This window comes from Abditibacteriota bacterium (assembly GCA_017552965.1).
Lineage (GTDB): Bacteria > Armatimonadota > UBA5829 > UBA5829 > UBA5829 > RGIG7931.
In genome coordinates, this window is the sequence record JAFZNQ010000093.1 from 1 (window position 1) to 23,606 (window position 23,606).

The window sequence follows — 23,606 nt, forward strand, 5'->3', positions numbered from 1 at the left end:
AAAAAAGGAGGCGGCAAGCCGCCTCAGTAAAGTTGCGATAAAACGTATACTACGAAATACAGTATGCTTATATAGCGTCCGCCCGGGCTGTGTCAAGCCCCGGGGCATAATTCGGTCATTATTCCGATATAATGGCGTCCTTGGGGCATTTGCCGGCGCAGGCCATGCAGCCGGCGCATTTGTCCGGGTCCAGGGTCCAGGCCTTTTCGGCCCTGTTCACCTCTATGGCGCCCTCGGGGCACACCTTGGCGCACAGGCCGCAATACACGCATTTTTCCCGGTCCACGCCCTTCACCTTGCCTGCCTTTGGGGCCGCCTTTGGGCCCTCTGTTTCCACCGCGGTCTTTTCGTAGGCGGGCTTGCGCCAGGAGGGGCTCACCGATATGCAGCCCTTGGGGCAGCTCTCGGCGCACACGCTGCAGATCACGCATTTGAAGGAGTCCAGGGTCCAGGTGCGGGCCTGCCTGTCCACCCTGATGGCGTCGGCGGGGCATTTGCGGGCGCATATGCCGCAAAAGACGCATTTCTCCGGGTCTATGCCTTCCACGTGGCCCCGGGCGCCCTCAAAGGGCTCCCTCTCAGCCGCCGGATAGTTGCGGGTGGAGGGCCGGGAGAGCAGGTTTTTCAGCACGGGTCTCAAAAATTCAAACATCTTGTCACCTCTCCGTGCAGCTGATGCAGGGGTCTATGGACAGGAGTATCACGGGCAGGGCGGACAGCTGGTGCCCGGGCAGCATCTTCAGCAGGGCGGGCACGTTGGCAAAGGTGGGGGTCCTCACCCTCACCCGGGACAGCACGTCGGTGCCGTTGGCCCTGATGTAATACAGGCACTCGCCTCTGGGCTGTTCCAGCCGGCTCACGGTCTCCCCGTCGGGCTTGCCTGTCACCTTCACCCTGATGTCCCCCTCGGGTATCTTGTCCACCGCCTGCCTCAGCAGAGACAGGGCGCCTCTCAGCTCCCTTATGCGCACCTTGGTGCGGGCGTAGGAGTCTCCGTCGGTCTCCACGCAGGGCTCAAAGTCCAGCTCGCCGTAGGCGGCATAGCCCAGAGTCCTGGCGTCCTGGGCCACTCCCGAGGCTCTCAGCACGGGGCCCACGGCTCCCAGCTCGTAGGCCTCGGCCCTGGTCAGGGTCCCTATGCCCACTGTGCGGTGCTTCACCGTGTAGTCGTCCAAAAACACCTTTTCTATGTCCTTCAGCGACTCGTCTATCTCTTCGGCGGTCCGGGCTATATGCTTCAGCATGTCCGGGTCCATGTCCCGGCGCACGCCCCCTATGACGTTGGTGGAGATGATGATGCGGCTGCCGGCGGTGGCCTCCATGATGTCCAGTATCTTCTCGCGTATGCGCCAGCACTGATAAAACAGCGACTCAAAGCCGTAGCTGTCCGCCATGAGGCCCAGCCACAGCAGGTGGCTGTGGCTCCTGTGCAGCTCGCCCCAGATGGTCCTCAGGTAGCGGGCTCTCGCAGGCACCTCCGCCCCCAGCAGCTGCTCCACTCCCTGGCAGTAGCACAGGGCGTGCATAAAGCTGCAGATGCCGCATATCCTTTCCACCACGTAGATGCTCTGGTGCATGTCCTTCTTTTCGGTCAGCTTTTCCAGGCCTCTGTGCACGTAGCCTATGGCGGGCTCGGCGCTGATGATCTTTTCGTCCTCCAGCACCAGCTTGATCTGTATGGGCTCCGGCAGCACCGGGTGCTGGGGCCCGAAGGGGATGAGGCTGCTGAGATTGTTCTCGTCCATCACTCTTCCTCCTTCTTAGCCTGCTCTATCACTATGTTGGCGCCGTAGGCCATGGGGCTCTCCGGGGCGTCCTGGGTGAGGAACATGCGGCCGCCGTAGTCTATGGCTATGTTTTCTATGTTCAGGCCAAACAGCTCCTTCAGCTCGTTCTCCACCAAAAAGGCGCAGAGATACAGGCCCGTGATGGAGGGCACCGGCTCCTCCTTCCGGACGGTGAGGGCCACGTTGGTGAGCTCCAGGTCCTTGTCAAAGTGATAGTAGAGGTCCAGGGTGCCGTCCCGGTTGTCGGCGCAGCTGGCCGTCACGAACCTGTAGCCCTTGTATTTCAGCACCGACACGGTGCTCAGCAGCTCTTCCGCGCTGATCTTCACGCTGTTATCCAGCATTGTTGCCTCCCTTCGGGTCCTTGGCCCTCAGCTTGCGCACGTGCTCCGCCTGGCGCCTCGCCAGCTCTTCCCGCTTGGTGGTCAGTTTTTCCGTGGCCAGCACCACGGCGTCCAGTATGGCCTCGGGTCTGGGGGAGCACCCGGGCACGTAGATGTCCACCGGCAGCACCTTGTCCACGCCCCCCAGTATGTTGTAGCACTCGGAAAAGATGCCGCCCGTGCAGGCGCAGGCGCCCACGGCTATGACCACCTTGGGGCCCGGCATCTCTCTCCAGATGTTTTCCAGCACTCTCCTGCTGCGGTAGTTCACCGAGCCGGAGACTATGAGTATGTCGGCGTGCTTCGGGTTGCCCACGTTCACCACGCCAAAGCGCTCGGCGTCGTACACGGGGGTCAGGCACGCCAGTATCTCTATGTCGCAGCCGTTGCAGCTGTTGCAGTCATAATGTATGATCCAAGGAGACTTGCCTGCCGCCTGTTCTATCAGTTTCATTCCGTGCCTCCTAATACTTCATATACAGCCAGATGATGTTGGTCAGGGCCAGACAAAAGCCCAGCACCACCGAAAAGCGCAGCATCCACTGCCAGGTGGTCCTGGCGCACACGTTGTCCAGGATGATCTCGCAGAAATAGACGCCCAGGGCTATCAGGATGCCCAGCCACAGGGGATGGGCGAAAAACAGGGACAGCATGCCGATAAAGAGCACCGACTCGTACCAGTGGGTGATCTCTATGAGGGCCAGCTGCAGGCCGCTGAACTCGGTGGTGAGGCCCTTGATGAGCTCCTGGTGGCCGTGGTGGCTGGTGGAGTAGTCAAAGGGCGACTTTCTCAGCTTGATGGTCAGCACGTAGCAAAAGGCCACGAACACCAGGGGCAGCTGGGCAAACAGGCAGCCGCTGTGGTCCAGGATGATGCCTATGTTGAAGCTGCCGGTCACCAGATACATGCCCACCACCATGAGGATGATCACGGGCTCGTAGGCCAGTATCTGTATGATCTCCCTCTGGGCCCCTATCTTGGAGTAGGGGGAGCGGACGCTGGTGGCGCCCACTATGAGGGACACGGTGGAAAAGGCCAGCACAAACACCAGTATCAGATAGTCCGACCTCAGCACAAACAGGAGCAGGCTGAGGATGGCAAAGACCAGGGAGCCTATGACGTAGATGATCTGCATGGCGTTCACCGCCACTCTTTCCTTGCCCAAAAGCTTCAGCACGTCAAATATGGGCTGCAGCACCGGAGGGCCTATCCTGCTCTGAAATCTGGCTGTGATCCTGCGGTCTATGCCTGTGATGACGGCGCCTGCCAGGGGAGCGAAAAGCACCGTGATCAGAATGATAATCGCGCTTGTCATTTTCTCCTCCTACAGCGTCACTCCCACAAGCACCAGTATGATGCCTATGGACACGGACAAAAACAGCAGGGCCAGGGTGCCGTTGCCGAATGCCCCTCTGAAGTAGTAGTTGCGCACTATCACGTGCTCTATCTTGTCCCCGGGTCCCACAAAGTCTATGCCTCTGATGTCATTGCCGTAGAGCTCGCCGCCGAAGTAGGGCGGACGAATGATCTCCGACTTGGTCCTTGACACCATCCAGGGGATGAAGAGCATGAGTATGAATATCAGCAAAAACACCGCCATCACCGCAAAGCCTCCCACCAGGTCTCCCGACATGCTGAAGAGCTGCAGCGCCGACTGGCTGCTGGCTTCCAGCCGCAGGGTCTCCGAGTAGCCGTTGAAGAGCATGGCGGCCTCCACAAAGCTGTATATGAGCAGCCTGTATATGATGCCTATAAAGCAGCTGCAAAAGAGCACCAGGGCCAGCAGGGCCGACAGCACCGTCTGCATGCAGCGGTGGGTGGTCTCCCGCACGTAGCGGGGCTTGTAGGACATGGTGGATATGATGCCTATCCACTTGGCCCAGAACACGATGGTAAAGGCGCTGCCCAGTATGATGAATATCAGCACCAGAGGGCTCCACACCGCCGCCTCTATGGCGATCCATTTGGTCAGCAGCACTCCGAAGGGGGGCAGCAGCATGGAGATGATGCCCACGGCGGTGACCATGGTGGTAAAGGGCATCTTTTTCAGCAGCCCCTGCATGTCCTCTATGTTGCGGCTGCCTATGGTCTGCTCTATGGTGCCCACCGCCAGGAACAGCATGCCCTTGGATACCGCGTGGAATATCATCAGCAGGATGGCGGCTCCCAGGGCCGCCTTGGTGCCTATGCCGGCGCAGCAGATGATGAGCCCCAGATTGGCTATGGTGGAGTAGGCCAGCACCCTCTTGGCGTTGGATTCGCTCACGGCCAGCACCGAGGCCGCCATAAAGGTAAAGCCTCCCGCCGCCGCCACTATGCTGCCCAGCACCGTGCCGGAGATCACCGGGCACAGCCTGATGACCAGATACACTCCCGCCTTCACCATGGTGGAGGAGTGGAGCAGGGCGGACACGGGGGTAGGGGCCACCATGGCCCCCAGGAGCCAGCTCTGGAAGGGGAACATGGCCGACTTGGTAAAGCCCGCTATGCACAGCAGCACCACCGCAAAGGCTATGGCGTTGCCGGACACGGGCCCGGCCAGCTTGATCTTGCATATGTCGTGGAGGGAGGTGGTGTGGGCAAACAGGGCCAGCAGGATGATGCCCGCGATGAAGCACAGGCCTCCCAGCATGTTGAGATCCAGGGTCCTGAAGGCGTTGCGCACCGACTCCTCGGTCTTGTCAAACTGTATGAGCAGGAAGGAGCAGAGGGTGGTCACTTCCCAGAAGGTGTACATCCAGCAGATGTTGTCCGCCGTGGCCAGCATGACCATGGCAAACAAAAAGGCAAAGATGATGCCGAAGAATATATGCTGTCTGCCGGGATGCTCCGTGTGGCCCTCGTGCACGTGCATATAGCCGCAGGCAAATATGAGGATCAGGGGGCCTATGATGACTGCCAGCAGCAGCAGGATGAGGGACAGCTGGTCCACGAAAAAGGGCTGCTCCGTTTCCGGGCTGATAAACAGCTCCAGAAAGGCCAGGCACACCAGCTGGGCCCCTGCCAGCAGGGGAGAAGTAAAGCGCCTCTTTTCCACGCCCCGCCACATGACGTATAAGAGCAGGGCGATATCCAGGACCGTGACTGCGGCGGAAAAGCCCCGGGCCGCCTCCGGCGAAAAGGCCATGGCGGGCCCCGTCTGATGCCTCAGCATGTCTATGCACAGCAGGCAGCCGGCGGCCAGCATGAGGACGGATACGGTGATGACTATGGTATTGCGGAGCCTGCCTTCCCTGAAGCACTGGGTCAGCAAAAGGCCCAGAAGCGGCAGGACCGCAAGACAGCAAAACAGCAGATTCATGAAAGCTCCCATCGATTTGTTGTATATAAATTATAGCACAATACAGGCCCGGATTCAAATTATTTTAATATAATCCCCTGTTTTTATGCTATACTGATTATGTTGAAGCCGGCGGCCCTCCCCGGAGGGCCGGCCGCGTCTCTCGGCAATAACACATCCGGAGCGTATATGAGATATCTGCTTGTCGCGGCCCTGCTGCTCATGGCGGCGGCGGTGGTCTTTGCCCAGGAGGGCCCCAGGACCCCGAGAAAGGAGTTCTTCCTCCACCATCTGGACCTCTCCATACCCGAGCTGGCCCCTATCAGGGAGCTGGCGCAACAGGACAAAATAGCCGAGGCGGAGCGCGTCTTTGCAGAATACGTGCGGAAGCATGCCGACAGACAGCGGCTCATCGGCGACTGGCTGAACAAAAAATACACCGAGGAGGAGAAGCAGGCCCTGCGGGACCGGGCCTCCTGGGTCATGGACTACACCCTGAGCGCCGTGGGCGTGGGCTACAAGTTCCCGGACAAAAAGATCGACTGGGAGTCCAACCACACCTACAACGGCTACAAGGAGTGGACCTGGGGCCTGAACCGCCACCACGAATGGCGTTTTCTGGCTGAGTATTACGTGGCCACCGGCGACGAGGAGGCCGCGGAGGTCTATGCCGACATGCTGGAGCAGTGGATACGGCAGGCGGTGGTGCCCCTGAACGCCAAGAGCTATGAGACCAACTGCTGGCGCACCATAGAGGCGGGCCTGCGGATGCAGTCCTGGACGGAGAACCTCTACGCCTTTTTGCCCTCTCCCTATATCACCGACAGCGTCATCACCGACTTTGCCGTGTCCATCTACGAGCACGGCTGGCGGCTGGTGAACTTTCACCACACCCACAACTGGCTGCTGATGGAGATGCACGGGGTCATCAAGCTGTGCCTGCTGTGGCCCTTCATCACCGACACCGCGGAATGGCTGCAGTTCGCCACCGACACCCTCATGGGGGAATACAAGGTGCAGAACTTCCCCGACGGCTATCAGTACGAGATGACCGTGGGCTATCACGGCATATGCATAGAGAACTATCTGGCCGCCGCCAACACCATGAAGCAGCTGGGGGCCCCGGTGCCCGAGGGCTACTACGCCGGCCTGGAGCCCATGTATGAGATGTATTGCAAGCTGGCCCGCCCGGACAAGAGCTGCCCCTCCCTCAACGACGGCAACGAGGCCTGGGCCGTGGCTACCAGCCGGAAGGCTCTGGAGCTCTTTCCCGACAATCCTCTCTTCCGGTGGTTCGCCGGCAAGGAGGGGGCCCGGGAGCCGGACTTTCTCTCCTACGTGTTCCCCTACGCCGGGGCGGTCATATTCAGAACAAGCTGGGAGCCCGACGCCCTGTGGGCCTACATGGACTGCGGCCCCTACGGCTGGGGAGGGCACCAGCACGACGACAAGCTGAACGTGCTGCTCTGCGCCTACGGCAAAAAGCTGATAGTGGAGGCGGGCACCTATGACTACGACACCTCCGACATGAGGGCCTACGTGCTCTCCACCCGCAGCCACAACACGGTGATGATAGACGGCAAGGAGCAGAACGTGCGGCCCATCAACGACTTCCGGCCCGAGGATATCAACAAAAAGGCCGACGTGGTCTGGGAGCTGGGGCCCGGCCGGGAATGGGCCGAATCCCAATACGTGCAGGGCTACGGCAATGACTGGGATATGACCACCCACCGGCGGCGGCTCATACTCCTGAAGGACGTGCCCGGCACCGAGCCCTTTTTGATAGTCTGCGACAGGTTCATCGCCCCCGACCGCAGGCGGCGGACCTACGAGCAGATGTGGCATCTGGAGGAATGCGAATACACTCAGGACGCCTCCTCCTGCCGGGGGGACTTCGGCGACGGAGTGTCCCTCACCATGCTGTTTTCGGACACGGACGGGGAGACCGTCAATATGAAGGGCCGTCACGAGCCCTACTTCCAGGGCTGGCTGCCCGGCAGCTACGCTCAGCAGAACCACCGGGAGGTGAACACCCCCACCCGCACCGGCTCCTTTGAGGGCAGCCGGCGGCTGGTGACGGTGCTGTATCCCTCCAAGGGCGAGTGCCCCATAGCCTCTGTGACTGCCTCCGGCGACACCCGCAGCCGCAACCTGCTGCTCAACATGAAGGACGGCCGGGTGCTGGAGATCAGGGAATAAACCATACTATACGGACGGAGCATATATGAAAGCATTATTTGTATTGGCGCTGCTCGTTATGGCGGCGGCGGTCTTTGCCCAGCAGGGGCCCAGGACCACCAGGCAGGACTTTTTCCTCCATCATCTGGACCTCTCCATACCGGAGCTGGCCCCCATCAGGGAGCTGGCGGAACAGAACAAAATAGCCGAGGCGGAGCACGTCTTTGCCGAATACGTGCGGAAGCACGCGGACCGGGAGCTGCTCATAGGCAACTGGCTGAACAAAAAATACACCGACAAGGAAAAGGCCGATCTCAAAAAGAAGGCCCAGGCGGGCCTGAGCTACACCGTGTCCAGCCAGGGCGTCAGCTACACCTTTGAGGACCACAAGATCGACTGGGAGTCCAACCACACCTACAACAATTATATGGAGTGGACCTGGGGCATCAACCGCCATGCGGAATGGCGGGACCTGGCCATGTATTACGTGGCTACCGGCGACGAAAAAGCGGCGGAGGTCTATGCGGACCAGTTTGAGAGCTGGATCCGGCAGGCCATAGTGCCCGAGAACGCCCTGAGCTACGAGACCTGCTGCTGGCGCACCATAGAGACCGGCCTCAGGATGCAGCGCTGGACGGAGAACCTCTACGCCTTTTTGCCCTCTCCCTATATCACCGACAGCCTCATCACCGACTTTGCCGTGTCCGTGTATGAGCACGGCTGGCGGCTGGTGAACTTTCACCACACCCACAACTGGCTGCTGATGGAGATGCACGGGGTCATCAAGCTGTGCCTGCTGTGGCCCTTCATCACCGACACCGAGGAGTGGATGAAGTTCGCCACCGACACCCTCATTGGCGAATACAAGGTGCAGAATTTCCCCGACGGCTACCAGTACGAGATGACCGTGGGCTACCACGGAGTGTGCATCAGCAACTATCTGGCCGCCGCCAACACCATGAAGCAGCTGGGGGCTGCGGTGCCCGAGGGCTACTATGCCGGCCTGGAGCCCATGTATGAGATGTATTGCAAGCTGGCCCGCCCCGACAGGGTCTGCCCCGCTCTCAACGACGGAGGACAGGCCAACGCCGCCTCTACCAGCGCGGCGGCCCTGGAGCTCTTCCCGGACAACCCTCTCTTCCGGTGGTATGCCGGCAAGGAAGGGGCCCGGGAGCCGGACTTCCTCTCCTACGTGTTCCCCTACGCGGGGGCGGTCATATTCCGCACCAGCTGGAAGCCCGACGCGGTGTGGGCCTACATGGACTGCGGCCCCTACGGCTGGGGAGGCCATCAGCACGACGACAAGCTGAACGTGCTGCTCTACGCCTACGGCAAGAGGATGCTCACCGAGGGAGGCACCTATTCCTACGACGCTTCGGACATGAGGGACTACGTGCTCTCCACCCGCAGCCACAACACCGTGCTCATAGACAGCAAGGGCCAGAACGTGCGGCCCATCAACGACTTCAAGCCGGAGGACATCAACAAGAAGGCCGACGTGGCCTGGCAGCTCAGGCCCGACAGGGACTGGGCGGAATCCCAATACGTGCAGGGCTACGGCGACGACTGGGATATGACCACCCACCGGCGCCGGCTCATCATGCTGAAGGACGTGCCCGGCACCGAGCCTTTTTTGGTGGTCTGCGACAGGTTCATCGCTCCCGACCGGCGGCAGCGGACCTATGAGCAGATGTGGCACCTGGAGGACTGCGAATACACTCAGGACGCCTCCTCCTGCCGGGCCGACTTCGGCGACGGAGTGTCCCTCACCATGCTGTTTTCGGACACGGACGGGGAGACCGTCAATATGATAGGCCGCCACGAGCCCTATTTCCAGGGCTGGCTGCCGGGGAGCTACGCCAAGCAAAACCACAAGGAGATCAATACTCCCACCCGCAAGGGCTCCTTTGAGGGCGGCCGGCGGCTGGTGACGGTGCTGTATCCCTCCAAGGGCGAGTGCCCCATAGCCTCGGTGACGGCCTCCGGGGACACCCGCAGCCGCAATCTGGTGCTCAATATGAAGGACGGCCGCAGGATAGAGATAGGCGAGCTGGACGGACAGTCCGGCGAAGACGTCTGCGGCCCGGAAGACTGATATATCCCGCAAATACACAAGGAGAATTACTGTGAAAAAACTGCTGACTTTACTGCTGGTCCTGCTGTGCGCGGCGGCCTGCTGCGCCCTGGAGATCACTCCCACGGGAGACCTGGGCTTTGACATCAGGGCGGCGGCCTACACCGCCACCATAGACCGGGCCACCGGGAACCTGTCCGGACTGAAGTTCGGCGGGGAAGAATTTTTGGAAAACACGGTGGAAGGCATCTACTCCGCCTACTTTTTTGTCAACGGCCAGCTGAAGGCCGCCTCCGCGGTCCGGGAGGGCAACAGGATCACCTCGGATACCCCCGGGGTGGGCAGGACCGTCTATACCTTTGACGACGACTCGGTGACGGTGGAGGCCACCTGCACAGGGACCGAATCCGTGCCCTTTTACATGCTGCTGCACCACGACATAGTGGGGGCCTTCCACGGCAAGGGCAACCGGCTGAAGTACGCTTCCACCTTCTCTCCCGGCGAATACGACTGGGCCAAGAACGCCGCCGCCATGAAGACCGAGGGAGACGCCCGCTTCTGGGGCCCCTGGAACTACGGCCTGCAGGTGGTGGAGCTGCGCTGCGAACCCGACGGCAAGACTCAGAGGCTCCGCTTCAGCGCGGGGCAGGTGGACAAGGAGGACCTGGCGAAGGCCCTGAAGGAAGCCAATCCCTACAAGGCTCTGGACGAGGAGCCCATAGGCCTCTATTCCCCGGTGGACTGGCAGGTGTTCCAGCGCTCCGACAAGTATAACGGCGCCATCCTCTTTGCAGGCAAGGTGAACACGGACTGGGACGCCGTGCAGTACAGGATCACCGGCAAGGGCCTCAACGGCAAAAAATTTGCCTCCTCCTTCAAGCCCCTGAAGGTGAACCGGGTCACCGGCGCCTTCTGCGAAGCCGTGCCCGCCTGGGCCGGCGGCTGGTATTCCGTGGAGGTCCGGGTGATCAGGGACAAGAAGCCCGCCGCCACCGTGACAGTTGACCGGGTAGGCGTGGGCGAAGTGTTCGTGGGAGCGGGCCAGTCCAACTCCACCAACTACGGCCAGTATGCCACCAAGCAGACCCTGGATATGAGCGCCACCACAGACGGCTCCGTCTGGAGACTGGCCAACGACCCCATGCTGGGCCAGCACGACAACTCCGCCGGCGGCAGCTACTATCCCACTCTCGGAGACATCCTGTACACCGAGTTTCAGGTGCCCATAGGCTTTGCCTCCACGGGCCACGGCGGCACTCCCATCGAGAGCTGGCTGCCCGGCACGGACCTCTACAAGTGGATGATGACCAGGATAGGGCAGCTGGGCAAGGGCGGCTTCCGGGCCCTCCTGTGGCATCAGGGCGAGGCCAACTATGAGACTCCCACGGCTGTGTCCGTGGCCAATATGACCAGGATCATCAAGTCCTCCCTCTACGATGCGGGCTGGAGCTTCCCCTGGTTCGTGGCCAAGGTGAGCTACCACAACCCGGACCATCCCGCCTGGCCCCTGATCAGGGCCGCCCACCAGCAGCTGTGGGACGAGGGCGTGGCTTTGGAAGGGCCGGACACCGACGTGCTCACCGGCAAGATGAGAGACTATGACGGCAACGGTATACACCTGAGCCCCGAAGGGCTGAAGGCCCACGCGGAGCTGTGGGCGGAGAAGCTGATACCCTATATACATTCCTGCATCGACGAGGACAAATGACCATGGCGGTAAATATGGAGAAAAGGGATCACTACGTGATCACCACAGACAAATACAGAGCGGAGATATGCCCCTTCACCGGCTGCCCGAAAAGCATCACCGTCAAGGGCAGAGAGCTGCTGCAGAGCGGAGTGTTCGGCTTTATGCCGGGCTACGTGAACAACGCCTTTTATCAGACCCTGCCCGTCACCGGCTTCAAGGCGGAGGGCAGAGTCCTGAAGGCCTTCTTCGGCGCCGATATGGTGCCCAAAGAAGGGGGCGTAGACCGGGAAGAAAAGGATATGGCCCTCATAGTCTATACCTTTGAGGAAGACTCCTTTTCCCTGAAGTTCCGGGCCATAGCCGGCGGCATGTATATGCACGTGCAGATGGGCCACGGCGTCCGGGCCATAGGGGAAAAGGGCGTCTTTTCCGCCTTTCACGGCGACTGCGAGCCCGGGGAATACACCTGGGCCTACCGGGACTCGGCCGTCAGGACCAACGGCAGCTTTGCCATACACACCCCTCCCGTCTGCCGCTTTGCCTTTTTTGACTCGGGCATCATGGAGCCCGGCAGCGAAAAGGAGCTGACCTTTGCCCCGGCGGACCTGTCCGGCGAGGAGCTGGACCGGGTCTATGAGGCGGTGTATCCCCAGACGCCCGGGGACGAGCCCCTCAGCCTCTATTCTCCCGCCGACTGGCAGGTGTTTCAGAGGCAGGACGCGGGGAGCGGCAGCGTGTACGTGTCCGGCCTGGCGGCAGGCGGCCCCGTGAAGGCGGAGCTCACCGGCGCCGGCGCAGACGGCAAGGAGTTTGTCCGGACAGCGCAGCTGCCCGTTGCTGACGGCGCCTTTGCCGGCAGTATGGACGCTCCCGCGGGAGGCTGGTACCGGCTGACGGTCACGGCTCCCGGCGGCGCAGCCGTCACGGTGGAGCATGTGGGCGTGGGCGAGGTGTTCGTGGGGGCGGGCCAGTCCAACGCCACCAACAGCGGACAGTTTCCCATCACCCAGTCCTCCGGCATGACCGTCACCACCGACGGCGTCAGCTGGCGGCTGTGCGACGACCCCATGCCCGGCGTCCACGACGGCTCCGGCGGGGGCAGCTACTATCCCGCCCTGGGAGATATGCTCTATGAGGAATTCCGGGTGCCCATAGCCTTTGCCTCCACGGGCCACGGCGGCACCACCCTGGAACAGTGGGCCAACGAGGAACAGCTCTACAAATGGTTCATGACCAGAGTGTATCAGCTGGGCCGGAGCGGCTTCCGGGCCGTGCTGTGGCATCAGGGAGAGAGCGACTTCAACACCCCCACCGAGGTGGCCTTCCGCAAGATGAAGCTCCTTATCCAGTCCTCCAGAAAAGAGGCCGGCTGGCACATCCCCTGGTTCGTGGCCAAGGTGAGCTACCACAACGCCGACAACCCCTCCTGGCCCCTCATCAGAGAGGCCCATCAGATGATATGGGAGGACGGAGCGGCCCTGGAAGGGCCGGACACCGACGTGCTGACCGGAGACAACCGGGACTTTGACGGCGCCGGCATCCATTTCAGCCCCAAGGGCCTCAGAAACCACGCGGAGCTGTGGGCCGAAAAGCTGATCCCCTGGCTCCACCGGCTGACAGACTGACCCTTAGAGCCCGCCCGCGGCGGGCTTTTTTTCGCCTCCACGGGGTGTGGGCCCTCACCGCCGGGAAGACGGTGGAGCAGAGGCGCGTCCCTCTGTCGGCGACTAAATTTTTTACCCCCGGGGGCCTCTCCCGGCGCGCCTTATACCTGGGGTTTTCCGCTGTTTTTTCGGGTGGTGGTGGAACTATACGCTCTGTTTGCGGCTCTAAAAGTATGAAAAAAACACACAGGAGACTACAATGAAAAAAGGTTTCACCCTTATCGAACTTTTGGTAGTTATCGCTATCATCGCCATTCTGGCTGCCATTCTGTTCCCCGTATTCGCGCAGGCCAGAGAAAAGGCCCGCCAGACTCAGTGCCTCAGCAACATGAAGCAGCTGGGGACCGCTCTGGTCATGTATGCCAGCGACTGGGAAGAAAATCTCCCCTGCCGCACTCAGCTTTCCGCGAAGGGTTATCCCGGCGGCGCCCAGTACTTCCAGGGCTGGCTGGCCTCCAACTGGGGCGGCACCGATTTCCCCAGCGCCGAGTACAGCTACGTGGGCTGCCTGTTCCCTTACGTCAAGAATGAAAAGCTCTTCCAGTGCCCCTCCGACGGCAACGTGAGCGCTCATCTGAGCACCACCACCGACCAGACCAACGGCAAGAGGCTCTCCTCTTACTGGCTGAGACACTGGATCGCCACCGCTATGATAGGCGCCTGGGGCGGCAGCTGCCCTAACTGTCTGGCCAACGTGCCCGCAGCCTCCGCTATTCCTATCGCCGTGTTCCAGAAGCCTGCCAACACCATGATCATCCATGAGGGCGCCGACTATCACTTCAGAGCCAGCGGCACCAACCAGAAGAGGACCAGCGTGTTTGCCGACGGACATGCCAAGATCATGCCCATCGCTCAGATCTGCCCCATCAAGTATCCCACCGACCCCAACTGGCCCAAGTTCTGGGATCGCACCGATCTGGAGAGCAATGCCGACTACTACACTCTGGCAGATACCGACGTATCTTACTAAGCCAAACTATTTGGAGCAGGGTCCTGCGGGACCTTGCTTTTTTTTTGTCTCCGGCAGGCTCTGCAGGTTGCCCCGTGCCCCCGCCGGGGGGTATAATAGTATTGACACACAGATCACAAGGAGCAGTCATGATCATCAAAGTATTTTTTCTCATCTGCATTTTGCTCTTGACGGCGTCGGTCTGCTATTGCCAGACCGTGACGGCCACCTCCGGCAAGGGCTTCAGCATCCGGGGCGACAACTACACCGCCCGCATTGCCTCCGACACTGGCTATCTGGTCAGCCTGGTCATAGGCGGGACGGAGGTCCTGGAAAACAAGGCCGCGGGAGTGCTGACTACCTATTTCAACGCTCCCGGCATGTATATGGTGATGGCGGACGAGGTGTCCCAAAGCGGCAACTCGGTGACGGCCAAAAGCATCGTGGGGCAGGTGACCTACACCTTTGACCGGGACAGCGTCACCGTCAGCGCCACCGGCGACCCGAAGACGGGCTTTGACTACTATATGTCCCTCAATTACTCGGTGGTCATGGGCGTCCGCGACGGCGCCAGGACCAAGATACCCTTTGACGGAGAGCCCGGCGGCTACAGATGGATATCCCAGAGCCAGGCCTTCGCCACGGAGGGCGACGCGGTGCCCACCGGCATGTCCCTGTCGGGCCAGCTGTACCGTTTTCCCTGCGGCGACGGCTCCGCCAAGAGCCTGACCTTCAGGGCGGCAGCCATGGAGGAAGGGGACTCCCTGGCCTGCTACAAGGCCTTTTATGACAGGGAGGACTATGAAGAGAGCGCCGATATAGTCATGTTTTCCCCCAGGGACTGGCAGGTGTTTCAGAGACAGTCCAGATACGAGGGCGCCTTTTTCTTCTCCGGCAAGATCAACTGCGGCTATGACAAGGCCTTTTACCGCATCAAGGGCAAGGCCCTGAACGGCCGCAGCTACAGCGGCAAGTGGACCGCCCTGAAGGTGGACCCCTACACCCATTGCTTTGACCAGCAGGTGAAGGGCTGGGCCGGCGGCTGGTACGTGATAGACGTAAAGACGGAAAAGGACAAGCGGCAGACGGCTATGGTGACCCTGGAGCACGTGGGCATAGGCGAGGTGTTCGTGGGGGCCGGCCAGTCCAACTCCACCAATTCCTCGCTGGACAAAATACAGACCCAAACGGGCATGGTGTCCGCTACCGACGGCTTTGAATGGGTGAAGGCCGACGACCCCATGCCGGGGACTCATGACAGAGGCACCGGCGGCAGCTACTATCCCGCCTTTGGCGACGCCCTCTACGAAGCCCTTCACGTGCCCATAGGCATAGCCTCCACGGGCCACGGCGGCTCCATAGTCAGCCAGTGGTATCCCGGCAGCGAGTATTATGAGCACTTTATGGCCCGGGTGCGTCAGCTGGGCAAGGGCGGCTTCAGGGCCGTGCTGTGGCATCAGGGAGAGAGCGACGCCACCACGGAGGTGGAGCCCATGTTCAGAGGCATGAAGACCATTATCCGCTACTCCTGTCTGGACGCCGGCTGGCGCTTTCCCTGGTTCGTGGCCAAGGTGAGCTATCACAACCCGGACCACATGTCCTGGGAAAATCCCCGCAAGGTGCACCAGATGGTGTGGGACAGCGGCCTGGCCCTGCAGGGCCCCGACACTGACACCCTGCACAGAGAATACAGAGACCTGGGAGGCATAGCGGCCCATTTCAACGCGGCCGGGCTGAAAAAGCACGGCGAGATGTGGGCCGAGCTGCTGATCCCCTACGTAGAAGCATGCACAGAAAAATGAACTGCCTGACCCTACTCTTCCTGGTCCTTGCCGCCCTCTGCCTCTGCGGCGGAGCCGGGGCCCAGACCTTTGAAAAGACGGGGGACCGCGGCTGGCTGGTGAAGACCGACTGCTACGAGGCCCGCATCAATTCCTTTTTCGGCTTTTTGGAAAGCCTCAGGATGAACGGGGTGGAGGTCATAGAGAACCGGTATACCTCCGTCATATACGGCTATTACAACGCGCCCTATCTGGTGTATATCGCCGACAGCGTGGAGAAGCAGGGCTCCTCCGTCATCTCCCTGAACAACGGCGCCGGTAGCGTGGAATACGTGTTTGAGCCCCGCCGGGTCAGGATCAGGGTGGCCAACGGCGGCCGGGACGAGTTTTTCCAGCACACCATCCTGTCCCGCAGCTTCAGGGGCGCAGTGTCCGGCCAGGGCAAGGCCCTGGGGCTGAAGGGCGGCCTGGAGCCCGGGTCTTACACCCTGCTGTCCCTGTCGGGAGCGGTGAAGATCAGCGGAGACGCCTCTGTCCATGATACCTCCGTGCTGTACGCCCTCCGCTTTTCTCCGGAAAAGGGAGCCGTGGCGGAGGAGGTCATAGAGCCCGCTCTGATGGATGAGGACCTGCGGCGCGCAGCCTTTGAGCTGGCTTATCCCGACGGGGACCTGGAGACCTCCGAGGACCTGTTTGTCCTGAGCCCTGCGGACTGGCAGGTGTTTCAGCGGGAGAACAGGGACGGGGGGACCCTGCGCCTCTCCGGCAGGGTAAACGTCCCCTGCGACAAGGTGAGCGTCAGGATCACAGGCAAGAGCCGGGACGGCAAGTCTTACCCGGGCAAGTGGGAAAGCGTGACGGTAAACGGGTCCACCGGCTGCTTTGACGCCGGGCTGCCCCTGCGGGCCGGAGGCTGGTACACCCTGGATATCAGGGCCGAAGACCATGGCGCCGCGGTGGCGGAAAAGACCATCGCCCACGTGGGCATGGGAGAGGTGTTCGTGGGGGCCGGCCAGTCCAACGCCACCAACTCTTCCCCCGACAAGACCCGCGCGCAGAGCGGCATGGTGTCCTGCACCGACGGACACCTCTGGCAGCCTGCCGACGACCCCATCATAGGAGTCCACGACGGCAGCGACGGAGGCAGCTATTATCCCACCCTGGGAGACCTGCTCTATGCGGAATTCGGAGTGCCCATAGGCATAGCCTCCACGGGCCACGGCGGCACCGCCGTCAGCCAGTGGACCCCCAACACCGAGCTCTACAAGTTCTTTATGGACCGGGTGCGGCTCCTGGGCAAGGGCGGCTTCCGTGCCGTGCTGTGGCATCAGGGAGAAAACGACGCCTGGACCCCGTCGGAGGACTATTACAGGCTCCTCAGGACCTCTATAAGGTATTCCTGCCTGGACGCGGGCTGGCGCTTCCCCTGGTTCGTGGCAAAGGTGAGCTATCACAGCCCTGCCGCTCCGGTCCACGAGACCACCCGCTCCGCCCAGCAGCGGCTGTGGGACGAAGGCATCGCCTTGCCCGGTCCCGATACCGACACCCTGCGGTCCGAATACAGAGAGGGCGGAGGCATGGGCATCCATTTCAGCGGAAAGGGCCTGGAGGCCCACGCCCGGGCCTGGGCGGATATCCTGATACCCTATATACACAGCCTCATAGACTGAGGCTGCCCCGGGAGAGGCTTTCTTCCGCCGGGCGACCCGTTTTCCCCTGCAAGATATGAGATCTTGCAGGGGAAAACTCTTTGTCATCCCGGCGCTGCAACCCCGCGTCATCTCGGCGCCTCCGCAGGAGGCGGTAAGAGATCTACGGGGGCACCGATGCCGCAGGCATTGGGGGGGCCGTATCGCGGGGCAGGATGAAACGCTATTGTCCCGTTCAATTTCAACGTCACTTCGGCGGTGAGGGCTCCTCAGACCCTCACCGGTAAGAAGTCCCCCGCAATGGAACCGCGAGCCCCGGCCGCGGACCGGGCCCAACGGGACAAATGGAAAGCGCTCTTCCACTACACTCGCCTGCCCCGCGATACGGCCCCTCCCACCAGTCCTCTCTGCCGTTGGCAGAGTAAGGAATGGGCTCGCGGTTCCACTACAGGGGATCTCGAACCTCACCCCACAAAATCTGCGATTTTGCGGGGACCCCGAGAGTGAGTGCCCGATGGGCCCTCACCGCCGAGATGACGCGGGATTGCACCGCCGGGATGACTCGGGGGTGGCTCTGCCGCCGGCATGGCGCTCCCCGCCTGCAAAGGGCGCCTTTCCCCGGCCGGCTTTTCCCTGCATTGCCGTTTTTCACATATAATTGCCCGGCGTTCCATTTATCCCGGGCCTTGGTCCGTGATACAATAAAGCTGGGGACAAGCCCCCCGGAGGTTTACTATGCGAATATTGCTTTCACTGCTGCTTTTGTGCTTATGCGCGTACGCTTATGCCGGCGCGGAGCCCTACGACGCCCTGTTTGAGCGAAACGTGCTGAAGCCCCTGCGCCTGGGCGAGGTGACTCTGAAGGGCGAATTAAAAAGGCAGCTGGATTCAGTTGCCCGTTATTACCTGGGCCTCAACTGCGACGACCTGCTGAAGGACTACCGGGAGAGAGCGGGGCTGCCCGCGCCCGGCGCGGGCATGGGCTACGGCTACGTGGGACACTCTCCCTTCGGCCAGTTTATGTCCGGCTACGCCCGGCTTTACGCCATCACCGGGGACGAGCGCTTCAGGGAGAAGGCCCTTTACCTCATGCGGGAGTGGGGCAAGACCATCGAGGAGGACGGCTACTGCTTTGCCGCCCGGCCCTCCTATGTCACTCCCTACTATTACGACAAGCTCATCACCGCCATGATGGATATATACAACTACTGCGGGGAGCCGGAGGCTCTGGAGTATATCGGGCCCATTACCGGCTGGTGCGAGAAGAATCTGGACCGTTCCCGCAAATACGGGGATACCACCGGCCAGGGCACCGGGGAGTGGTACACCATCAGCGATCATCTCTACAAGCTCTATATCGTCACCGGCGACCAACGGTATAAGGACTTTGCCCGGGTGTGGGAATACCGGGAATGGTGGGACGAGGTGGCCTCGGGAGATCTGGCCTCCGTATATCCCAAAAGCTGGCACCACGCCTACAGCCACGTGAACAGCTTCAACGGCCTGGGGGGAGCCTACGCCGCCACCGGTGACGAATACTACCTCGATACCCTGAAAAAGGCCTATGACTATATGCAGAGCGAGCAGTGCTTCGCCACCGGAGGCTACGGCCCCGGGGAAAGCCTGATGTCCCGGGAAGAACTGCCCGATATGGTCCGCTGGACTTCCAGGTCCTTTGAGACCCAGTGCGCCTCCTGGGCCGCCTTCAAGATGTGCAAGTATCTCACCGGCTTTACGGGAGAAGCGGAATACGGCGACTGGACGGAAAGGCTCATTGTGAACGCCGTGTGCGCATCTCTGCCCGTGTCCGGCAAGGGCAACGCCTTTTATTACTCCAACTACCGGGTGGACGGGGCGGCCAAGACCTACGATCCCGACTGTCCCTGGACCTGCTGCACCGGCACCCGGCTGCTCACCGTGACGGATCTGGCGAACCAGCTCTATTTTCACAACGGCAGGGATATATACGTGTCCCAGTATTTTGCCTCGGAGGCCTCCTTTGAGCTGCAGGGCGGCAAAGTCCGTCTGGAGTGTGATACCGTATTTCCCGAAGAAACCCGTGTCCGCTATACTCTGACGCCGGAAAAGCCGGCTGTGTTTTCCGTGAATTTCCGCCTGCCGGGCTGGCTGGCGGGGAAGGCAGTTATAAAGGTGAACGGCAAGCCCTTTGCCTATACGGTGAAAAAGGGCTGGGCCTGTGTCCGCCGCCTGTGGAAGGAGGGGGACAGAATCGAGATCGGTCTGCCTATGGCTCTGGATGTCAAATATCTGTTGGAGGATACGGCCAATCCATACGCCATAGTTTACGGCCCCGTCGCTATGGCGGTGAAGGCTCTGAAGGACGTCCGCAACCCGGCGGACCTCATTGACCCGGAGAACGTAAAGGAGGACTTTGTCCCCGCCGAAGCGGACAATATGACCTGGGTGAGCAAAAAGGACCGGACCCTCCTTTTCAAGCCCTTCTACGCCTACAGGGAAGGGGAGCGCTGCTTCCTGTATCTGGAGCCCGACCAGGAATACAGGGGCAACTTCTCCGACGATTGGTTCAAAATAATGGATATGATGGCGTCAAAGACCGTGGGGGGCTTTGTGGAATATGAATTCACGGGCAAGACCCTCAGATACAGCTACAGGCGCTTTGACGACTGCGGCATCGCCGAGGTGCTGCTGGACGGCAAGCCCTATTGCGAGCTGGATATGTACAGCCCCGAAAGGGGGGTTGACGGCTATACCGATATCACCGGGTCGGAAAGCGGAAAGCATACTGTGAAGCTGGTCATCACGGGCAAAAACCCAAAGTCGGAGGATCAATACGTCAACGTGACCGGCTTTGAGGTCATAGAGTGAGGATGTAAGAAGTCATAGAACGAAAAGGGCTGCCTGCGCAGCCCTTTTTTTCGTCGCAAGGCCGGGGGCGGCACTTGCGTATGACTGCTACACTCGCCTGTCCCGCGATACGGCCCCTCCCACCAGCCCTCTCTGCCAATGGCAGAGTAAGGAATGGGCTGGCGGGCCCCGTCCGCAACCACCCCAAAAAATCTGCGATTTTTCGGGGACCCCGGGATCTCTTACCCCGGCCGGCAGGACGCCGAGGCGTCTGACATATGGCCGGCCGCGCCGGGATGACGCGGGATTGCACCGCCGGGATGACGCGGAGGCGCCGGGATGACAGGATGGCCCCCCCGGGGCTATCGCAGCGGACAAAAAAAGGGGCTGCCGCTGCAGCCCCTTTTTTGTCTTATTCTCTCACCACGCTGACCTGCCAGTCCGTGATATCCAGATCGGGATCGCTCACGTCTCCCTCCGGGTCTGTGCCCGTCCAGGTGTAGCTCTTGCCCGTGTCTATGTCGATATAGTCCCTTTCGGTCTTGTAGCCCAGGGCGTCCCATTTCCGCCCGGGCGCCGGGTCGTTGGGGTCGGTGGGTATCCGGTTCAGACAGATGATGTTTATCTGCAGGTTGGCGATATCCTTTTCCGGCAGGCGGCCGCCGGCGATCTGCGAAAAGTCTATGACCGCCCTCATGGTCTTGCCTCCGTTGAGGATATCCCAGGCCACCGCGGACTGGGGAGGTCCAGAGGAGAGCAGCTTGGTGCCGGGCAGTATGTCGTACCAGTTGGCCGGGTTGTTGCCGCTGTCGTAGCGCAGATAGCCCGTGATGCCCTTGCTCTCCGAGGCCTTGTCGCTGGTGCCCCAGCCGTTGCCCCAGCCGTAGGCCCCGGAGGGACCCACCACCGGCAGGGGATAGGTCTCGCTGACGTTGTCCGCGTCTATGGCTATAAAGTAATATCTGCTCTGCCCGGGGTCCAGGCTGCCCTCCGGCTCAAATTCTCCCGCCAGAGTGAATTCCACCTCCAGCTGGTCGCCGGTCCTGGCGGGCGAGGCCGGGGTGCTGGCGCAGCCGGCCAAAAAGGCCGCCGCCGCGGCCAGCAGGACGAGACAAAAGTATTTCATGCAAAGCTCCCTCGGGACCCAATGGGTTGCCCGGATTTTGATATTATTATAGCACAGAGCGGCCGAAAAAGCAACACAACCGGGGCTCCGGGTGCTATAATAATCTTGAAAGGACAAGCCTTATGACCCTGAATGTAGTTACCCGAAAGGACCGCAAATCATGACCCTGCCGAAGCTGTATCTGCTGGCGGCGCTGTCCGCAGCGCTGACCCTGGCCGCCTGCCTTGCGCCCCGGCTGTGGGCCCTGTCCTTTGTCTCCCTTTATCCCCTGATATACGCCTGTCTCCGCAACGGGCTTTCCGGGAGGCCTCTGGGCAGCCGGCTCCTTCACGGAGCGGGCCTGGGGTTCTGCTTTGGCTTTGCGTATTATTCCGCCGCCCTCTATTGGATGTGGCAGTTCATGCCCGGGCTCAACTTTGCGGCGGGGCTGCTCTACGGCTCCTTTGCCTGCCTGTTCGGGCTCCTGTCGCCCTTTTTTACCCGCCGGTTCTCCTTTTGTCTCGCGGGTCTGCCGGCTCTGTGGACCGGCTGCGAGCTGCTCCGCAGCCTGGGGCCCTTTGGCTTTTGCTGGTACGGCATATCCAATCTGCAGGCCCCGAACCTGCCTCTGCTGCAATACGTCTCCCTGTTCGGCTGCCGCGTCCTGGACTATCTCATAGTCTTTGCGGTGTGCGCCGGGGCCCTCTTTTTCACCGACAGGTCCCGGGCCCACCGGCTGCTGGCCATGGGGGCTCTGGTGCTCTTTGCCGCCGTCCAGATAGGCGGAGAGCTCTTTATCCGGCCTCTGGAGGGCGCCGACAAGACGGTGAAGCTGGTGCAGGCGGATCTGGACCCCGCCACCAAGACCGACGACGTCTCCCTGGAGAGGCACATCTACCTGTCCCGCAAGGACCCCCGGGCCGATCTGGTGATCTGGCCTGAGACCGCCGTGTCCATCCTCACCCTGAGCCGCAGCGTGCCCATAGCCGACACAGCCCGGGCCATGAGGGCGCCGGTGCTGGTGGGAGCCAATATACCTCAGGGGGACAACTACACCAACTCGGCGGCCCTCTATTCGGCCAAGGGCAAACGGGTGGGCAGATATGACAAGCGGCGGCTGGTGCCCTTCGGGGAATACACCCCCGCCAAAAAGCTCTTTGCCGTCCCGCCCAACCCCCGTCTGACAGAGTGGGAGGCCGTGCCGGGCCGCAGGGCGGAGGTGCTGAAGACCGGCCCCTTCCGCATAGGCGTCACCGTGTGCCACGAGTCCTCCTTCTGGCAGTATTCGGCCCATCAGGTCCGGGCAGGGGCCAACGTGCTGGCTCTGGTGTGCAACGACGGCTGGTGCCGCAGCCGCAGCGCCTCCAACATGCATTTTCAGTTTGCCCGCCTGAGGGCGGCGGAAAACCGGCGCTGGTATCTGAGATGCACCTCCACGGGCATCTCCGGGGTGGTGTCCCCCTACGGGCAGATAGTGAAAAGGGGACCTGAGGACCGGGTCGCCGTCATCACCGCCCCCTTTGGCTTTGAGACCCGCCGGACCCTCTTTACCCGCACCGGCGACGTCTTTTCGCCCCTGTGCGCCGCGGCCGCTGCGGTATTTGCGGTCTGCGGATGGGTCTTTGAGCGCCGCGGGCAATGACCCCCGGCAACAAGGAGAAGATATGATAAATATAGAGTTCAGCAGAGCCTCCGTCTCTATGGGTGACGACGCCGATGCAGGCAGGTACACCATCGAAATGCCGGACGACGCGGTCCTGGGGGACCTGATAGCAGTCATCATGCGCGGCGGCCGGGGCAACGGCTGGCCCATCCCCTACACCGGGGCAAACAGCTTCTGGGTGATCAGGTCCGACGCCGGCGATCTGGCGGACGTCTATACGGACGGGGACGGCGAATGGGTGGTCAAATATCTTGCCCACAGCGGGACCGCGCCTCTCTCGTCTCTCGGCATCACCCGGACCTACGGCGCCAGGGGACTGGACCCGGAGGACAAGAGAGACTCCTACAACGGCTACCGGGCGGCGGTCATGACCGGCAGGGAGATCAGGGAGCAGCTGGACGGCGCCTGCACTCCCACGGGGCCTTATCACCATCAGGTCCCCGGCGAACGGATCCCCATCCGGGAATACAAAAAGCTGCTGGACGACAGCGAGTACCGGGTGTATTACTCCGACAGCTTTTTCCAGATCATGGACCCGGAGACCGGCAGGACCCTCTACTTCATCACCTATATCAA

The 23,606-nt window shown here is 61.4% G+C and carries 17 protein-coding genes; 10 read left to right on the forward strand and 7 right to left on the reverse strand.

Features of this window, described 5'->3' with window-relative positions:
• Positions 1–118 precede the first annotated feature (118 nt).
• Genes IK083_07805 through IK083_07830 form a run of 6 tightly spaced genes read right to left on the reverse strand, consistent with a single transcriptional unit; the run spans position 119 to position 5,472 of the window.
• Positions 119–652 carry a 4Fe-4S binding protein gene (locus IK083_07805; GenBank protein ID MBR4749456.1) on the reverse strand — a complete coding sequence of 178 codons (534 nt, stop codon included), beginning with the start codon at positions 650–652 and terminating at the stop codon, positions 119–121.
• Positions 653–656: 4 nt separating this feature from the next.
• Positions 657–1,745 (reverse strand): nickel-dependent hydrogenase large subunit, encoded by a 1,089-nt coding sequence (locus IK083_07810; protein ID MBR4749457.1) that lies wholly within the window; start codon positions 1,743–1,745, stop codon positions 657–659.
• A complete protein-coding gene (locus tag IK083_07815; GenBank protein MBR4749458.1) occupies positions 1,745–2,131 on the reverse strand; it encodes an NADH-quinone oxidoreductase subunit C in 387 nt (128 codons plus the stop codon). The genes IK083_07810 and IK083_07815 overlap by 1 nt, the downstream gene beginning before the upstream one ends.
• Entirely contained in the window at positions 2,121–2,624 is a 504-nt protein-coding gene (locus IK083_07820; protein MBR4749459.1) for an NADH-quinone oxidoreductase subunit B family protein, read from the reverse strand. The genes IK083_07815 and IK083_07820 overlap by 11 nt, the downstream gene beginning before the upstream one ends.
• Positions 2,625–2,634: 10 nt before the next feature.
• Positions 2,635–3,486 carry an NADH-quinone oxidoreductase subunit H gene (locus IK083_07825; protein ID MBR4749460.1) on the reverse strand — a complete coding sequence of 284 codons (852 nt, stop codon included), beginning with the start codon at positions 3,484–3,486 and terminating at the stop codon, positions 2,635–2,637.
• A gap of 9 nt (positions 3,487–3,495) precedes the next feature.
• On the reverse strand, positions 3,496–5,472 hold the full coding sequence (locus IK083_07830) for an NADH-quinone oxidoreductase subunit L (protein MBR4749461.1): 1,977 nt from the start codon (positions 5,470–5,472) through the stop codon (positions 3,496–3,498).
• Positions 5,473–5,640: 168 nt separating this feature from the next.
• Between IK083_07830 and IK083_07835 the strand changes: the two genes are divergently transcribed.
• From IK083_07835 to IK083_07870, 8 genes are all read left to right on the forward strand, one after another.
• Positions 5,641–7,650: an alginate lyase family protein gene (locus IK083_07835; GenBank protein ID MBR4749462.1), complete on the forward strand. Its 2,010-nt coding sequence runs from the start codon at positions 5,641–5,643 to the stop codon at positions 7,648–7,650.
• 25 nt (positions 7,651–7,675) lie between these two features.
• Positions 7,676–9,724: an alginate lyase family protein gene (locus IK083_07840; protein ID MBR4749463.1), complete on the forward strand. Its 2,049-nt coding sequence runs from the start codon at positions 7,676–7,678 to the stop codon at positions 9,722–9,724.
• 31 nt (positions 9,725–9,755) lie between these two features.
• Positions 9,756–11,411, forward strand: a complete 1,656-nt coding sequence (locus IK083_07845) for a hypothetical protein (protein MBR4749464.1) — start codon at positions 9,756–9,758, stop codon at positions 11,409–11,411.
• Positions 11,408–13,018, forward strand: coding sequence for a hypothetical protein (locus IK083_07850; GenBank protein MBR4749465.1), 1,611 nt, complete (start codon positions 11,408–11,410; stop codon positions 13,016–13,018). The genes IK083_07845 and IK083_07850 overlap by 4 nt, the downstream gene beginning before the upstream one ends.
• A 238-nt stretch (positions 13,019–13,256) precedes the next feature.
• The gene (locus tag IK083_07855; GenBank protein MBR4749466.1) at positions 13,257–14,027 is read left to right on the forward strand and encodes a DUF1559 domain-containing protein; all 771 of its coding nucleotides are present in this window, start codon (positions 13,257–13,259) and stop codon (positions 14,025–14,027) included.
• A 128-nt stretch (positions 14,028–14,155) separates the two neighbouring features.
• Positions 14,156–15,808, forward strand: a complete 1,653-nt coding sequence (locus IK083_07860) for a hypothetical protein (GenBank protein ID MBR4749467.1) — start codon at positions 14,156–14,158, stop codon at positions 15,806–15,808.
• Complete coding sequence (locus IK083_07865; GenBank protein ID MBR4749468.1) at positions 15,805–17,457, forward strand: hypothetical protein; 1,653 nt, start codon at positions 15,805–15,807, stop codon at positions 17,455–17,457. Before IK083_07860 ends, IK083_07865 begins: the two co-directional genes overlap by 4 nt.
• 714 nt (positions 17,458–18,171) lie before the next feature.
• A complete protein-coding gene (locus IK083_07870) occupies positions 18,172–20,283 on the forward strand; it encodes a glycoside hydrolase family 127 protein (protein MBR4749469.1) in 2,112 nt (703 codons plus the stop codon).
• 391 nt (positions 20,284–20,674) lie between these two features.
• Here the strand turns inward: IK083_07870 and IK083_07875 are convergent, their stop codons facing one another.
• Positions 20,675–21,388, reverse strand: a complete 714-nt coding sequence (locus tag IK083_07875; protein ID MBR4749470.1) for a hypothetical protein — start codon at positions 21,386–21,388, stop codon at positions 20,675–20,677.
• Positions 21,389–21,548: 160 nt separating this feature from the next.
• Between IK083_07875 and lnt the strand changes: the two genes are divergently transcribed.
• Positions 21,549–23,009 (forward strand): apolipoprotein N-acyltransferase, encoded by a 1,461-nt coding sequence (lnt, locus tag IK083_07880; GenBank protein MBR4749471.1) that lies wholly within the window; start codon positions 21,549–21,551, stop codon positions 23,007–23,009.
• A 22-nt stretch (positions 23,010–23,031) separates the two neighbouring features.
• On the forward strand, positions 23,032–23,606 hold a 575-nt coding region (locus IK083_07885; GenBank protein ID MBR4749472.1), incomplete at its 3' end, for a hypothetical protein.

Excerpts from the sequence above, each read along its gene's own strand:
- IK083_07805 (MBR4749456.1), bottom strand. The coding sequence starts at position 652 with ATGTTTGAATTTTTGAGACCCGTGCTGAAAAACCTGCTCTCCCGGCCC.
- IK083_07810 (MBR4749457.1), bottom strand. The coding sequence starts at position 1,745 with ATGGACGAGAACAATCTCAGCAGCCTCATCCCCTTCGGGCCCCAGCAC.
- IK083_07815 (MBR4749458.1), bottom strand. The coding sequence starts at position 2,131 with ATGCTGGATAACAGCGTGAAGATCAGCGCGGAAGAGCTGCTGAGCACC.
- IK083_07820 (MBR4749459.1), bottom strand. The coding sequence starts at position 2,624 with ATGAAACTGATAGAACAGGCGGCAGGCAAGTCTCCTTGGATCATACAT.
- IK083_07825 (MBR4749460.1), bottom strand. The coding sequence starts at position 3,486 with ATGACAAGCGCGATTATCATTCTGATCACGGTGCTTTTCGCTCCCCTG.
- IK083_07830 (MBR4749461.1), bottom strand. The coding sequence starts at position 5,472 with ATGAATCTGCTGTTTTGCTGTCTTGCGGTCCTGCCGCTTCTGGGCCTT.
- IK083_07835 (MBR4749462.1), top strand. The coding sequence starts at position 5,641 with ATGAGATATCTGCTTGTCGCGGCCCTGCTGCTCATGGCGGCGGCGGTG.
- IK083_07840 (MBR4749463.1), top strand. The coding sequence starts at position 7,676 with ATGAAAGCATTATTTGTATTGGCGCTGCTCGTTATGGCGGCGGCGGTC.
- IK083_07850 (MBR4749465.1), top strand. The coding sequence starts at position 11,408 with ATGACCATGGCGGTAAATATGGAGAAAAGGGATCACTACGTGATCACC.
- IK083_07855 (MBR4749466.1), top strand. The coding sequence starts at position 13,257 with ATGAAAAAAGGTTTCACCCTTATCGAACTTTTGGTAGTTATCGCTATC.
- IK083_07860 (MBR4749467.1), top strand. The coding sequence starts at position 14,156 with ATGATCATCAAAGTATTTTTTCTCATCTGCATTTTGCTCTTGACGGCG.
- IK083_07865 (MBR4749468.1), top strand. The coding sequence starts at position 15,805 with ATGAACTGCCTGACCCTACTCTTCCTGGTCCTTGCCGCCCTCTGCCTC.
- IK083_07870 (MBR4749469.1), top strand. The coding sequence starts at position 18,172 with ATGCGAATATTGCTTTCACTGCTGCTTTTGTGCTTATGCGCGTACGCT.
- IK083_07875 (MBR4749470.1), bottom strand. The coding sequence starts at position 21,388 with ATGAAATACTTTTGTCTCGTCCTGCTGGCCGCGGCGGCGGCCTTTTTG.
- lnt (MBR4749471.1), top strand. The coding sequence starts at position 21,549 with ATGACCCTGCCGAAGCTGTATCTGCTGGCGGCGCTGTCCGCAGCGCTG.